Origin of the sequence: Mycobacterium sp. 360MFTsu5.1 (genome assembly GCF_000383495.1) — a bacterium.
Classification (GTDB): Bacteria; Actinomycetota; Actinomycetes; order Mycobacteriales; family Mycobacteriaceae; genus Mycobacterium; species Mycobacterium mucogenicum_B.
Genome location: NZ_KB911465.1, coordinates 389,310 through 401,878, shown reverse-complemented (window position 1 = coordinate 401,878; position 12,569 = coordinate 389,310). Strand labels below are relative to the sequence as shown.

Genomic DNA, 12,569 nt, shown 5'->3' with positions numbered 1-12,569 from the left:
ACCCCTCGGCCGATAAGCTCGGCGGCATGAGCGAACCGACCCGGTGGGAGTACGCCACCGTCCCGTTGCTGATCCACGCCACCAAGCAGATCCTGGACCAGTGGGGCCAGGACGGGTGGGAGCTGGTGTCGGTGTTGGCCAACCCGAGCGGTGAGCAGCACGTCGCGTACCTGAAGCGGCCGAAGTGAGCGTCTCGGACCGGTTGGTCGAGCTCGGCATCGAGCTGCCGGAAGTCGTTGCGCCCCTTGCCGCTTACGTTCCCGCGGTCCGGACCGGAAACCTCGTCTACACCTCGGGACAGCTGCCGATGCAGGCCGGCAGTCTGCTGGCCGAGGGCAAGGTCGGCGGCGAGGTCAGTGCCGAAGACGGCAAGGCCCTGGCCCGGCTCTGCGGTCTCAACGCGCTGGCCGCCGTGCACGCGCTGGTCGGCATCGACTCGGTGGTGCGGATCGTCAAGGTCGTCGGCTTCGTCGCCTCGGCGCCGGGCTTCAACGGCCAGCCCGCGGTGATCAACGGTGCGTCCGAATTGCTGGGCGAGGTGTTCGGCCCCGCCGGCGCGCACGCCCGCTCGGCGGTCGGAGTCTCGGAGTTGCCTCTGAACGCGCCGGTCGAGGTGGAGTTGATCGTCGAGGTCGGATGACCCATCCGGCGTACGGCGTGCTGAGGCCGGTAACCGAATCGGCCTCGGTACTGCTGTGCGACAACCCGGGGATCATGACGCTCGACGGCACCAACACCTGGGTGCTGCGCGGGCGCGGTAGTGACGAGATGGTCATCGTCGACCCGGGACCCGACGACGATGCGCACCTCGAGCGGATCGCGGCACTGGGCAAGATCCCGCTGGTGCTGATCAGTCACAAGCACGACGACCACACCGGCGGCATCGACAAGCTCGTCGCGCTGACGGGGGCGGTGGTGCGCTCGGTCGGCAGTGGTTTTCTGCGCGGGCTGGGCGGACCGCTCACCGACGGCGAGGTGATCGACGCCGCGGGGCTGCGGATCAGGGTCCTGGCCACGCCGGGGCACACCGCCGATTCGCTGTCGTTCGTTGTCGACGATGCCGTCCTGACCGCTGACACCGTGCTGGGCCGTGGCACCACCGTCATCGACAACGAGGACGGCAGCCTGCGCGACTACCTGGAATCGCTGCGGCGCCTGCAGGGGCTGGGCGGACGGACGGTCCTGCCGGGGCACGGCCCCGATCTACCGGATCTGTCGGCGGTGGCCGCCATGTACCTCGCGCACCGGGAGGAACGGCTCGACCAGGTGCGCGGCGCATTGCAGGTGCTCGGTGACGAGGCGTCGGCGCGGCAGGTTGTCGAGCACGTCTACACCGACGTCGACCAGAAGCTGTGGGACGCCGCCGAGAAGTCCGTTCAGGCCCAGCTGGATTACCTGCGGACGGCCTAGCGCCACGAATACAAGATGCCCCCGACACGCTGTGCGTGCGGGGGCATCTCTGCGTCACTGCTACCGAGCTCGGCGCGCCAGCCGCTCCGAGTCGGAGATCAGCACGCTCTTGCCTTCCAGGCGAATCCAGCCGCGGTGCGCGAAGTCGGCGAGTGCCTTGTTCACGGTTTCGCGGGAGGCGCCGACCAGCTGGGCGATCTCTTCCTGCGTCAGGTCGTGGGTGACGCGCAGGGCGCCGCCCTCCTGCGTGCCGAACCGCTGGGCCAGCTGCAGCAGCTGCTTGGCCACACGACCGGGCACGTCGGTGAAGATCAGGTCGGCCAGGTTGTTGTTGGTGCGGCGCAACCGGCGGGCGAGCACGCGCAGCAGCTGCTCGGCGATCTCCGGGCGGTCCGCGATCCACGCCCGCAGCGCTTCGCGGTCCATCGAGACCGCGCGCACCTCGGTGATGGTGATGGCGCTCGACGTCCGGGGGCCCGGGTCGAAGATCGACAGCTCACCGAACATGTCCGACGGACCCATGATCGTCAGCAGGTTCTCACGGCCGTCGGGCGACCGGCGGCCGATCTTCACCTTGCCGGAGATGATGATGTAGAGGCGGTCGCCGGGCTCGCCTTCGGCGAACACGGTGTGTCCGCGAGGAAAGTCGACAGGCTGCAGCTGTTTGGTCAGTGCGGATACCGCGGTGGGCTCGACACCCTGGAAGATTCCGGCCCTCGCCAGGATCTCGTCCACGTTGCTCCCTAAGGCTGGTGAGTGATAAAAAACGCGCGCAAGCTAGCCAGTGAACTGGTTAACAAAGTCAGTCTAGTGGTAAGCCGTTTCGCAACCAGCCACGCTACACACGATTTGCATGGCGAGTGTCGCGAAATTGCGGATTGCTCGCATAGTGGGCATACGCGCGGCTGGGTAATTCGGGTTCACCGAAGGCCCCGAGCGGGTTGTCGCGCGTCGGCGACGGGGCCGCCAGTGCACGAGGTTCCTCGAATCGGGGCGCCGATCGGTGCGGCAGTGTGTCCGAGGGTGCACTCTGCTGCGACCATGCCGTCTTGACCTTGTCGACAAAGGCTTTGACGTCGGCCGCGGTGTACGTCTCCTTGGACGTATCGAGCATCGCTTCCAGGCGGCTCAACCCGAAGGTTGCCAGCATGAGCAACCCGGGAATGCACACCACGAGCAACCAGGACACACGCAGAAGTAAACACGCCGAATGTCTCAGGGTGATCACGAAACGACGCCGGTCAAAGTATCCTTACCGACTTCTCTCAGTACGCTTACCGGCGTGCCTGCGCGACGATCCACCGCAAAATTCGACAACGAAACCCACCTGGGTCTGGTGCGGCGCGCTCGGCGAATGAATCGTGAACTCGCGCAGGCCTTCCCGCACGTCTACTGCGAGCTGGATTTCACCAACCCGCTCGAGTTGGCGGTGGCCACCATCCTGTCGGCGCAGTGCACGGACAAGAGGGTGAACCTCACGACGCCCGCGCTGTTCGCCAAATACCCGACGGCGCTGGACTATGCGCAGGCCAACCGGACCGAACTCGAGGAGCTGATCCGGCCCACCGGCTTCTACCGCAACAAGGCGACGTCGATCATGGGGCTGGGCCAGGAGCTGGTCACCCGCTTCGACGGCGAGGTGCCGGACACCCTGGACGAGCTGGTCACACTGCCCGGCGTGGGCCGCAAGACCGCCAACGTCATCCTGGGCAACGCCTTCGACATCCCGGGGATCACGGTGGACACCCACTTCGGCCGGCTGGTGCGCCGCTGGCGCTGGACCGCCGAGGAGGACCCGGTCAAGGTGGAACACGCCGTCGGCGAACTGATCCCGCGCAAGGAGTGGACCCTGCTGTCGCACCGCGTGATCTTCCACGGCCGCCGCGTCTGCCATTCCCGGACCCCGGCCTGCGGCGTGTGCGTGCTGGCCCGCGACTGCCCGTCCTACGGCCTCGGGCCGACGGATCTGGCGACCGCCGCGGCACTGGTCAGAGGACCCGAGACCGAGCACCTGCTGGCGCTGGCCGGGATCACCGAGTGAGTCGGTCTGCCCGCTGGACCGTTGTGGTTCTGGCCGTCTTCGTCGTGCTGGGGGTGGCGCTGTGGCGGCAGCTCGGTGAGCAGCCGTCGGGTCCGGGGCCGTCGGGCCAGCCGGCCGGCCAGGCCCGGGCTCATCGTGACGCCGACACCCCGGCCGCGCTCGCCGCGCCCCGGGCCAAGGCGGCCCTGCCGCCCTGTCCGGCGCCGCAGGGTGGCCCCGGACCACAAGTCCTGCAGGGCATCACGGTCGACTGTGCGGCCGACGGCACGCCCGTCGACGTCGCGAAGGCCGTCGCCGGCCGGGCCGTGGTGCTGAACCTGTGGGCCTACTGGTGCGGTCCCTGCGCCGACGAACTGCCCGCACTCGCCGAGTATCAGCGCCGCATGGGCACCCGGGTGACCGTGGTGACGGTGCACCAGGACGAGAACGAGACCGCCGGGCTGCTGCGGCTGGCCGACCTCGGCGTCAAGCTGCCGATGCTGCAGGACGGCCGGCGTCTGATCGCGGCCGCGCTGCGCGTGCCCAACGTCATGCCTGCGACGGTGCTGCTGCGCCCGGACGGTAGCGTTGCTCAGGTCCTGCCCCGGCCGTTCACCAGCGCCGATGAGATCGCCAGTGCAGTGAACCCACAGTTAGGAGTGTCGGGGTGACCGTGCTGAACCCGCAGGCCGCCCCGGCCTGGCTGCAACCCCTGGTCGACAACGCACAGGACCTGCCGCAGGCCTACCGGCGCCGGGTGCCGAAGAGCGTGCTGGCGGCCATCACCGCTGCCGGCGCCACCGCGACGCTGACCGGCACCAAACGCGACGCCGCCGTCCTGGTGTTGTTCTCGGGCGCGCCCGACGCACCGGCCGGTGCCCTGCCGCCCGACGCCGACCTGCTGGTCACCGTCCGCGCGTCGACGTTGCGGCACCACGCCGGGCAGGCGGCGTTCCCCGGCGGCGCATCCGATCCGGGGGACGACGGTCCGATCGGCACCGCCCTGCGGGAGGCGAACGAGGAGACCGGGATCGATCCCTCCCGGCTGCACATACTGGCGGAGCTGGACCGAATGTTCATCCCGCCCTCGGGTTTTCACGTCGTCCCGGTGCTCGCGTACTCGCCCGACCCGGGCCACGTCCGCGCTGTCGATCCGGCCGAGACCGCGATCGTCGCGCGGGTTCCGGTGCGCGCCTTCGTCAATCCCGAGAACCGGTTGATGGTGTACCGCAAAGAGAACACGCGGCGGTTCGCCGGCCCGGCCTTTCTGCTCAACCAGATGCTGGTGTGGGGCTTCACCGCTCAGGTGATCTCCGCGATGCTCGACGTCGCAGGCTGGGCCAAGCCCTGGAACACCGACGTCGTCGAGGAACTGGACGCGGCAATGGCGCTGCTGGGCGAGTCCAGCGGCTACCGTGTGGATCAACCATGACACCTTCACAATGGCTGGATCTGGCCGTTCTGTCCGTCGCCTTCGTCGCCGCCGTCTCGGGCTGGCGGTCCGGGGCGTTGGGCTCGCTGCTGTCTTTTCTCGGTGTGGTGCTCGGCGCGGTGGCCGGTGTCCTGCTGGCGCCGCATGTGGTGGCGCACGTCGACGGCGCCCGCAGCAAGCTCTTCATCGCCCTGTTCCTGATCCTGGGCCTGGTCGTGGTCGGCGAGATCGCCGGTGTGGTGCTGGGCCGCGCCGTCCGTGGCGCCATGCGCAACGAAGTGGTGCGCGGCTTCGACTCGGTCGTCGGCATGGCCCTGCAACTTGTCGCGGTCCTGGTCGCCGCCTGGCTGCTGGCCACGCCGCTGACGTCGTCCGATCAGCCGAACCTGGCTGCGGCGGTGAACGGTTCGCGCGTGCTGTCCGAGGTCAACGACCTCGCGCCGGCCTGGCTCAAGCGCGTGCCCACGCGGCTCTCGGCACTGCTGAACACCTCGGGCCTGCCGTCGGTGCTGCAGCCGTTCGGCCGCACCCCGATCGTCAGCGTCTCGGCACCTGACCCCGCGCTCGTCGCCGATCCGGCGGTGGCCGCCGCCAAGGGCAGCGTCGTGAAGATCCGCGGTGTCGCGCAGAGCTGCCAGAAGGTGCTCGAGGGCACCGGCTTCGTGGTGGCGCCCGGCCGGGTGATGTCCAACGCGCACGTGGTGGCCGGCTCCAACAGCGTCACCGTCCAGGTCGACGACAAGAGCTACGACGCCAAGGTCGTGTCGTACGACCCCGAGGCCGACATCTCGATTCTCGACGCCCCCGACCTGCCCGCGGCGCCCCTGAAGTTCGACATGCAGGAGGCGCAGACCGGGACCGGCGCGGTCGTCATGGGCTACCCGGGCGGCGGCGAGTTCGCCGCGACCCCGGCGCGCATCCGCGAGGTCATCAAGCTCAACGGCCCCGACATCTACCACTCCACGACCGTCACGCGTGAGGTCTACACCATCAGAGGCAATGTCCGCCAAGGCAATTCGGGTGGGCCGCTGATCGACGGCAGCGGCAAGGTGCTCGGTGTCGTGTTCGGCGCCGCGGTCGACGACGCCGACACGGGCTTCGTCCTCACGGCCGACGAGGTGGCCAAGCAGATGGCCAAGGTCGACAACTCCGAAGCGGTGCCGACCGGGAAGTGCATCTCAGCCGGGTAGCTGGTGCAGGAACGTCGACAGCTCCGAGGTGACGGTCGACGGCTGCTCCTCGTGCGCGAAATGCCCTGCGCCGGGGATGGACACGAAGCGGGTCTGCGGGGCGTAGCGCTGGGTCCGGCGGACCGGGTCGTCGAGCACGTACGGATCAGCGGTGCCGTGCAGGTGCAGGACCGGCACCGCGGTGCGCTGTTTCATCGCGCGCATGAAGCGCCGGCCTTCACCGCGGACCTGACTGCGCGCCGCCCACCGCTGGTATTCGAGCGCCGAATGCGCGGCCGACGGAATCTGGATCGCGGTGCGCAGGTGCGCGGCCGTCTGGGCGAAATCCGCCGTCGCAGGCCAGGCGGCGCCGGCCCGGCTGCGGACGAGCTGCTCGACGGCGACACCGCCGCGGCGGGTCAGGACATGCTCGGGCCACCACGGCACCTGGTTGCGCAGCATCGCCGGCAGCAGGGCCGCGCGCTGGCCCTTGTCGGTCAGCGTCGAGGACCGCAGCGCCACCGGATGCGGTGAACTCACCAGCGCGATACCCCGGACCACCCGCGGATGCAGCATCGCCGTCGCCCAGCAGACCAGGCCGCCGTCGGCGTGCCCCACCAGTACGGCGGAGTGGTGTCCCAGCGCGCGCACCAGGCCCGCGGTGTCGCCGGCCAGCGTCCAGCCGTCGTAGCCGGTCGGCGGTTTGTCGCTGCCGCCGTAGCCGCGCAGGTCGACCGCGACCACACGGGCGCCGCGCAGGTCGCGCAACTGATGCCGCCACGAGTACCAGAACGAGGCGAACCCGTGCAGCAGGATCACCAGGGGACGCTCGGCGTTGGAGGAACCGTCCGCGTTCCGGTCTTCGGGCTCCGAGCCCTCGGCCTCCACGACGTGGAAGCGGATCCCGTTCGCGTGCACCTGGAGGTGTCGCCACGGACCGTCGATCCGGACGACCGACGGATCAGGTGGCGGCACTACCAGCCTGAGGTGTCGCTAGAAGCCGTGCGAATGGAGGCTTGGCTCGACGGCTTGTCGTGGCCCGGTGTCAGCGCCACCTTGGCCTCCTTGACCGTGGCGATGGTGTCCCGCGGGCCGCGGATCTTGCGGACCTTGAGGAAGCCCAGGAAGGCGAGCGCACCGGTCGTCAGCACCATCAGCGCGAAGACGATGAGATACGACGCCCAGGCCGGCAGCCACAGCTCCAGCAGCGAACCGAGGAAGAAGAAAAAGAAGAACGTCGAATAGAAGAGCACGACGAGGGCGGCGATGAACAGGACGCTGCCGGTCAGGCCCTTCTTCACGTCGGCGGTGATCTCGGCGCGCGCCAGCTCGACCTCGGCGCGCACCAGCGTCGACATCTGCGCGGTGGCTTCCTTGACCAGATCGCCGATCGACGGATCGGCCTTGGGCGCATGCGGATCCACCAGCGGGATCGAGGTCACCGTGGCTGGAACGGGGCCATTCTTGCGATCGCCATTGCTCACGAACACGTCCTCCCGGCGTCGGTGTAGTCCTGGCATATGTTGCCACGTGGGGCGCCGCTTAACGATCCGGCCCAGCGATACACTGCCCCGATGCGTTTGGCACCCGGGTTTGCTTCGATGTGTGGGATGGCCATTGCTCTGGTCATCACGTCGGTCGGGGTGCCGGCCCACGCGGACGCACCGGTGCCGCTGGGCGGTGGCTCCGGCATCGTCGTCGACGGTGACACGTTCTGCACCCTGACCACCATCGGGCATGACAACCGCGGCAAGCTCGTCGGCTTCACGTCGGCGCACTGCGGCGGTCCCGGCCACGAGGTGGCGGCCGAGGGCGCCGAGAACCGCGGCACGCTGGGAGTCATGGTGGCCGGCAGCCAGCCGCTGGACTACGCCGTCATCGAGTTCGACCCGGCCAAGGTGCAGCCCCTCAACAACGTCAACGGCTTCCAGATCGACGGCATCGGCCCGGACCCGGCCTTCGGCCAGGTGGCGTGCAAGCTGGGCCGCACCACCGGCTACACCTGCGGTGTCACTTGGGGCCCCGGGCAGGACCCGGGCACCATCGTGGACCAGGTGTGTGGCCAGCCGGGCGATTCGGGCGCGCCCGTCACCGTCAACAACAAACTGGTCGGCATGATCCACGGCGCGTTCAGCGACGACCTGCCGACGTGCGTCGTCAAGTACGTGCCGCTGCACACCCCGGCCGTGACGGTGTCGATCAACGCGGTGATCGCCGATCTCGACGCCAAGAGCCGGCCCGGCGCGGGTTACGTGCCCATCGCCTGAGCCGGCCTGGCCCTGCTGGCTGCCCTACTTGCTGGCGCGGATGGCCTCGAAGACGCTGGGGTCGACGAGGGTCGAGGTGTCCCCGAGGTCGCGGCCTTCGGCGACGTCGCGCAGCAGGCGGCGCATGATTTTGCCGCTACGGGTCTTGGGCAGTTCGGGCACGATGTGGATCTCGCGCGGCTTGGCGATGGGGGAGATCTCGGTGGCGACCTGGGCCCGCAGTTCTTCGACGATGTTCTCGGAGCCGCCGTGCGCGGAGGCCTTGAGGATGACGAACGCGCAGATGGCCTGGCCGGTGGTGGCGTCGGTGGCGCCGACGACGGCGGCTTCGGCCACACCGGAGTGCCCGACGAGGGCGGATTCGACCTCGGCGGTGGAGATGCGGTGGCCGGAGATGTTCATGACGTCGTCGATGCGGCCCAGGACCCAGATGTTGCCGTCGGCGTCGTAGCGGGCGCCGTCACCGGCGAAGTACCAGCCCTGTTCGGCGAAACGGGACCAGTAGGTGTCCTTGAAGCGTTCGTCGTCGCCCCAGATGCCGCGCAGCATCGACGGCCACGGCTTGTCGAGCACGAGGTAGCCGGTGACGTGTTCTTCTTCGTCGGCGCCGGGGACCAGTTCGTTGCCGTCGTCGTCGACGATCTTGGCGCTGATGCCGGGCAGCGGGGTCATGGCCGAGCCGGGCTTGGCGGCGGTGACGCCGGGCAGCGGGGAGATCATGATGGCGCCGGTCTCGGTCTGCCACCAGGTGTCCACGATGGGTGTGGTGCCCGCGCCGATGTGTTCGCGGTACCAGCGCCAGGCCTCGGGGTTGATGGGCTCGCCGACCGAGCCGAGCACCCGCAGGCTGGACAGGTTGTGCGCCGCGGGGATCTGGTGGCCCAGCTTCATGAAGGTGCGGATGAGCGTCGGCGCCGTGTAATAAATGGTGACGCCGTACTTTTCGATGATGTCGAAGTGCCGGTGCTCGTTCGGCGAGGTGGGGGTGCCTTCGTACACCACCTGCGTGACGCCGTTGGCCAGCGGGCCGTAGACGATGTAGGTGTGCCCGGTGACCCAGCCGATGTCGGCGGTGCACCAGTAGACGTCGTCGGCCTTGATGTCGAAGACGTTGTGGTGGCTGTAGGACGCCTGGGTCAGGTAGCCGCCGCTGGTGTGCACGATGCCCTTGGGCTTGCCGGTGGTGCCGGAGGTGTAGAGCAGGAACAGCGGCTGCTCGGCGTCGAATGCCGCGGGGGCGTGCTCGGTGGACTGTGCGTCGACGATCTCGTGCCACCAGACGTCGCGGCCGCCGGTCCAGTCGACGTCGATGCCGGTGCGCTTGACCACCAGGACGTGCTCGACGCTCGGCTGGCCGGTGACGGCTTCGTCGACCGCGGACTTGAGCGAGGCCGCCTGGCCGCGGCGGTACTGCCCGTCGGTGGTGATGACGAGCTTGGCCTGGGCGTCCTCGACGCGGGCGGCCAGCGCGGTGGCCGAGAAACCGGCGAAAACGACCGAGTGCATGACACCGAGGCGGGCGCAGGCCAGCATCGCGACGATGGCCTCGGGCACCATCGGCATGTAGATGGCGACGCGGTCGCCGGCGTTCAGACCCAGGGCGGTCAGGGCATTGGCGGCCTTGCTGACCTCGTCTTTGAGCTGGGCGTAGGTGATGTCGCGGGCGTCGCCGACGGGCTCGCCTTCCCAGTGGATCGCGACGCGGTCACCGTTGCCGGCCTCGACGTGGCGGTCGACGCAGTTGTAGGCGACGTTGAGCTTGCCGTCGCCGAACCACTTGGCGAACGGCGCATTGGACCAGTCGAGCACCTCGGTGAACGGGGTCGCCCACGACAACCGCTCACCCTGGCGGCGCCAGAAATCCAGGCGATCGGCGTCGGCCTCTTGATACAGCGCGGCAGTGGCATTGGCCTGCGCGGCGAACTCGGCAGGCGGCGGGTAAGCCTGTGGCACAGCGGTGTCTTGTGTCATGGTTGTGAGCGTAGTCACTGGCAGGTTGCAATGACGTTGGAGGTGGCTCGCCACCGTGACGTTGGAGGTGGCTCGCCACCGTGACGTTGGAGGTGGCTCGCCACCGTGACGTTGGAGGTGACCACCCGGTGGCATTACCGTGTGCGGACGTGGCTGCACCTGACCCGCTGGCTCCCCTGGCCGAACTGCCCGGCGTGGCCGAGGCCGGAGACGAGGCGCGTGAAGCGCTCGGCCGGGCCCACCGGCACAAGGTGAATCTGCGCGGTTGGCCGGCCACCGCGGCCGAGGCATCGATGCGGGCCGCGCGGGCGTCCTCGGTGCTGGACGGCGGATCCCTGAGTTTCAGTAAGGACGGCGAGGCACCGGCCAAAGGTGAGCGCGCCGACGCGGTGCTCGCCGGCGCGCTACGGGTGGCCGAGGCGCTCGAAGGTGGCTCGACCGCGCTCGTCGGCGTCTGGCAGCGGGCGCCGCTGCAGGCGATCGCCCGCCTGCACTCGCTGGCGGCCGCGGATCTGACGGATCCGGACCAGCTCGGCCGGCCCCGCACCGACGATCCGGACGTGGGTCGGCGGCTGGAGCTGCTCGGCGAGATCGTGAGTGGTGGGAGCCGGGTGCCCGCGACGGTGCTCGCGGCCGTCGCTCACGGCGAACTACTGAGCCTGGCTCCATTCGGAGTGGCCGACGGTGTGGTGGCGCGGGCGGTGTCCCGATTGATCACCATGTCCAGTGGACTCGATCCGCACGGCCTCGGCGTTCCCGAGATGTATTGGATGCGTCAGGTCGGCGAATACCGTGCCACGGCACGGGGCTTCGCGTCGGGCACGGCCGACGGGCTGACGGCCTGGTTGATCTCCAGCAGTCGTGCCCTGCATGCCGGGGCGCGTGAGGCGCTGTCGATCGCGCAGGCTTCCGCCAAGTAGCGGGCCGTCTGAGACCCTCTCCAGCAAAGACGGACACATAAAAGCGGGCGGCGCTCCGTCGTCAGAGGGCATCTGACTCGGCTCGCCGCCCGCTAGCACGGAACCCCGGTTACCAAGCGTGCTTGTCGGGTTGTGTGGGTGGCCTCGGCGTCCCTGCAATGCGCTGCGACTACAACCCCACCCAAGGGGTCCTCTTAGCCGTTCGCTCTTCGCAATTACGCAGGCCCACAACGCTTTTACCATTGTCGCGGTATGTGCTCCGCGTGGGTGCCGGTATTCCGTGCTGGGATGCCCGCCTCGGGAGGTCGAACCTTCTCTTCCGGTTCGGTCTTGGCCTCGGGGGCTTCCGTGCTTCCTTTGTACTACGTGACCGCAGTCACATCAAGGGTCAATCACCGGCGATTTGTGATTGTTATTGAGGGGGCCTCAGCAACTCGTCAGTAGCTTTCAGAAGTTCAGTCGACGGAGCAGCGAGTACGTCACGGCGCCGGCCGCGAGAGCGCTGGCGCCGACGGCCAGGGTGGTGGCCACCGCGGCGCCCGACGGCGCCGGCAGCCGGTCCCGCAGCGAGACCGGGCGGGTGAAGGTCAGTACCGGCCAGCCGCGGGCGGCGGCCTCCTTGCGCAGGGCGCGATCCGGGTTCACCACCGCCGGGTGGCCGACGGCCTCGAGCATCGGCAGATCGGTGATGGAGTCCGAGTAGGCGTAGCAGTGCTCGAGCGCGTAGCCCTCGCGGGCCGCGAGTTCCTCGATCGCCTCGACCTTGCCCTCGGCGAAGCAGTAGAAGTCGACGTCGCCGGTGTACTTGCCGTCCTCGACCACCATGCGCGTGGCCATCGAATGATCGGCGCCGAGTTCGCGGGCGATGGGCGCCACGATCTCCTCGCCGGATGCCGAGACCACCACGACGTCGCGGCCGCACAGCTTGTGGTCGGCGATCAGGTTGGCGGCCTCGGCGAAGACCAGCGGGTCGACGATGTCGTGCAGCGTCTCGGCGACGATCGACTTGACCTGTTCGACGTCCCAGCCGGTGCACATGTTGGTCAGGTAGGACCGCATGCGGTCCATCTGATCGTGGTCGGCGCCGGACATCAGGAACAGAAACTGTGCGTAGGTGGACTTGAGGACGGCTTGCCGGTTCAGTAGTCCCTGGTTGAAAAAAGGTTTGCTAAAAGCGAGGGTGCTGGACTTGGCGATCACCGTTTTGTCGAGATCGAAGAAGGCTGCGGTGCGCACCGGAGCGCTCGACTCGGCCTCCTGACGCGGCGCGGCCGCGGCCTGGGCGGCCGGTTCGGATGCGGTCACGGCTCCCAGCATATGCTCCGGAACGCGGGTGCCGGGTGGGCGGCGGTGTCGCTGTGTCGGTCGCCCGTGGGGCGA

The 12,569-nt window shown here is 68.8% G+C and carries 15 protein-coding genes; 9 read left to right on the top strand and 6 right to left on the bottom strand.

Annotated features, from left to right (window positions below; all coding sequences use genetic code 11):
* The first annotated feature begins 26 nt into the window (after nucleotides 1–26).
* Genes sp36 through H289_RS0111700 form a run of 3 tightly spaced genes read left to right on the top strand, consistent with a single transcriptional unit; the run spans nucleotide 27 to nucleotide 1,410 of the window.
* Nucleotides 27–188: a Sp36 family protein gene (gene sp36 / locus H289_RS30350; protein ID WP_090562576.1), complete on the top strand. Its 162-nt coding sequence runs from the start codon at nucleotides 27–29 to the stop codon at nucleotides 186–188.
* The gene (locus H289_RS0111705) at nucleotides 185–640 is read left to right on the top strand and encodes a RidA family protein (protein ID WP_020100984.1); all 456 of its coding nucleotides are present in this window, start codon (nucleotides 185–187) and stop codon (nucleotides 638–640) included. The genes sp36 and H289_RS0111705 overlap by 4 nt, the downstream gene beginning before the upstream one ends.
* Nucleotides 637–1,410 (top strand): MBL fold metallo-hydrolase, encoded by a 774-nt coding sequence (locus tag H289_RS0111700; protein ID WP_020100983.1) that lies wholly within the window; start codon nucleotides 637–639, stop codon nucleotides 1,408–1,410. The genes H289_RS0111705 and H289_RS0111700 overlap by 4 nt, the downstream gene beginning before the upstream one ends.
* A 60-nt stretch (nucleotides 1,411–1,470) precedes the next feature.
* Here the strand turns inward: H289_RS0111700 and crp are convergent, their stop codons facing one another.
* Both crp and H289_RS0111690 read right to left on the bottom strand, forming a co-directional pair.
* Entirely contained in the window at nucleotides 1,471–2,145 is a 675-nt protein-coding gene (gene crp, locus H289_RS0111695) for a cAMP-activated global transcriptional regulator CRP (protein WP_020100982.1), read from the bottom strand.
* A gap of 103 nt (nucleotides 2,146–2,248) precedes the next feature.
* Entirely contained in the window at nucleotides 2,249–2,599 is a 351-nt protein-coding gene (locus H289_RS0111690) for a hypothetical protein (RefSeq protein WP_020100981.1), read from the bottom strand.
* 165 nt (nucleotides 2,600–2,764) lie between these two features.
* Between H289_RS0111690 and nth the strand changes: the two genes are divergently transcribed.
* The 4 genes from nth to marP are packed head-to-tail and all read left to right on the top strand — an operon-like array spanning nucleotide 2,765 to nucleotide 6,052.
* Nucleotides 2,765–3,451, top strand: coding sequence for an endonuclease III (gene nth / locus H289_RS0111685; protein WP_020100980.1), 687 nt, complete (start codon nucleotides 2,765–2,767; stop codon nucleotides 3,449–3,451).
* The gene (locus H289_RS0111680; protein ID WP_029105114.1) at nucleotides 3,448–4,101 is read left to right on the top strand and encodes a TlpA family protein disulfide reductase; all 654 of its coding nucleotides are present in this window, start codon (nucleotides 3,448–3,450) and stop codon (nucleotides 4,099–4,101) included. The genes nth and H289_RS0111680 overlap by 4 nt, the downstream gene beginning before the upstream one ends.
* A complete protein-coding gene (locus H289_RS0111675; RefSeq protein WP_020100978.1) occupies nucleotides 4,098–4,862 on the top strand; it encodes an NUDIX hydrolase in 765 nt (254 codons plus the stop codon). The genes H289_RS0111680 and H289_RS0111675 overlap by 4 nt, the downstream gene beginning before the upstream one ends.
* The gene (gene marP, locus H289_RS0111670) at nucleotides 4,859–6,052 is read left to right on the top strand and encodes an acid resistance serine protease MarP (protein ID WP_020100977.1); all 1,194 of its coding nucleotides are present in this window, start codon (nucleotides 4,859–4,861) and stop codon (nucleotides 6,050–6,052) included. Before H289_RS0111675 ends, marP begins: the two co-directional genes overlap by 4 nt.
* Here marP and H289_RS0111665 read toward each other — a convergent pair.
* Both H289_RS0111665 and H289_RS0111660 read right to left on the bottom strand, forming a co-directional pair.
* Nucleotides 6,041–7,006 (bottom strand): alpha/beta fold hydrolase, encoded by a 966-nt coding sequence (locus H289_RS0111665; RefSeq protein ID WP_020100976.1) that lies wholly within the window; start codon nucleotides 7,004–7,006, stop codon nucleotides 6,041–6,043. The genes marP and H289_RS0111665 overlap by 12 nt on opposite strands.
* A complete protein-coding gene (locus H289_RS0111660; protein WP_029105113.1) occupies nucleotides 7,006–7,515 on the bottom strand; it encodes a phage holin family protein in 510 nt (169 codons plus the stop codon). Before H289_RS0111660 ends, H289_RS0111665 begins: the two co-directional genes overlap by 1 nt.
* A 117-nt stretch (nucleotides 7,516–7,632) precedes the next feature.
* Between H289_RS0111660 and H289_RS0111655 the strand changes: the two genes are divergently transcribed.
* Nucleotides 7,633–8,298 carry a S1 family peptidase gene (locus tag H289_RS0111655; protein ID WP_110772248.1) on the top strand — a complete coding sequence of 222 codons (666 nt, stop codon included), beginning with the start codon at nucleotides 7,633–7,635 and terminating at the stop codon, nucleotides 8,296–8,298.
* Between the two features lie 24 nt (nucleotides 8,299–8,322).
* Here the strand turns inward: H289_RS0111655 and acs are convergent, their stop codons facing one another.
* Nucleotides 8,323–10,269, bottom strand: a complete 1,947-nt coding sequence (gene acs, locus H289_RS0111650; protein ID WP_020100973.1) for an acetate--CoA ligase — start codon at nucleotides 10,267–10,269, stop codon at nucleotides 8,323–8,325.
* Between the two features lie 149 nt (nucleotides 10,270–10,418).
* On the opposite strand from acs, the gene H289_RS0111645 reads away from it, so the two are divergent.
* Nucleotides 10,419–11,189, top strand: coding sequence for a Fic family protein (locus tag H289_RS0111645; RefSeq protein ID WP_020100972.1), 771 nt, complete (start codon nucleotides 10,419–10,421; stop codon nucleotides 11,187–11,189).
* 447 nt (nucleotides 11,190–11,636) lie between these two features.
* Here the strand turns inward: H289_RS0111645 and H289_RS0111640 are convergent, their stop codons facing one another.
* A complete protein-coding gene (locus tag H289_RS0111640; protein WP_225433701.1) occupies nucleotides 11,637–12,494 on the bottom strand; it encodes an HAD-IB family hydrolase in 858 nt (285 codons plus the stop codon).
* Between the last annotated feature and the right edge of the window lie 75 nt (nucleotides 12,495–12,569).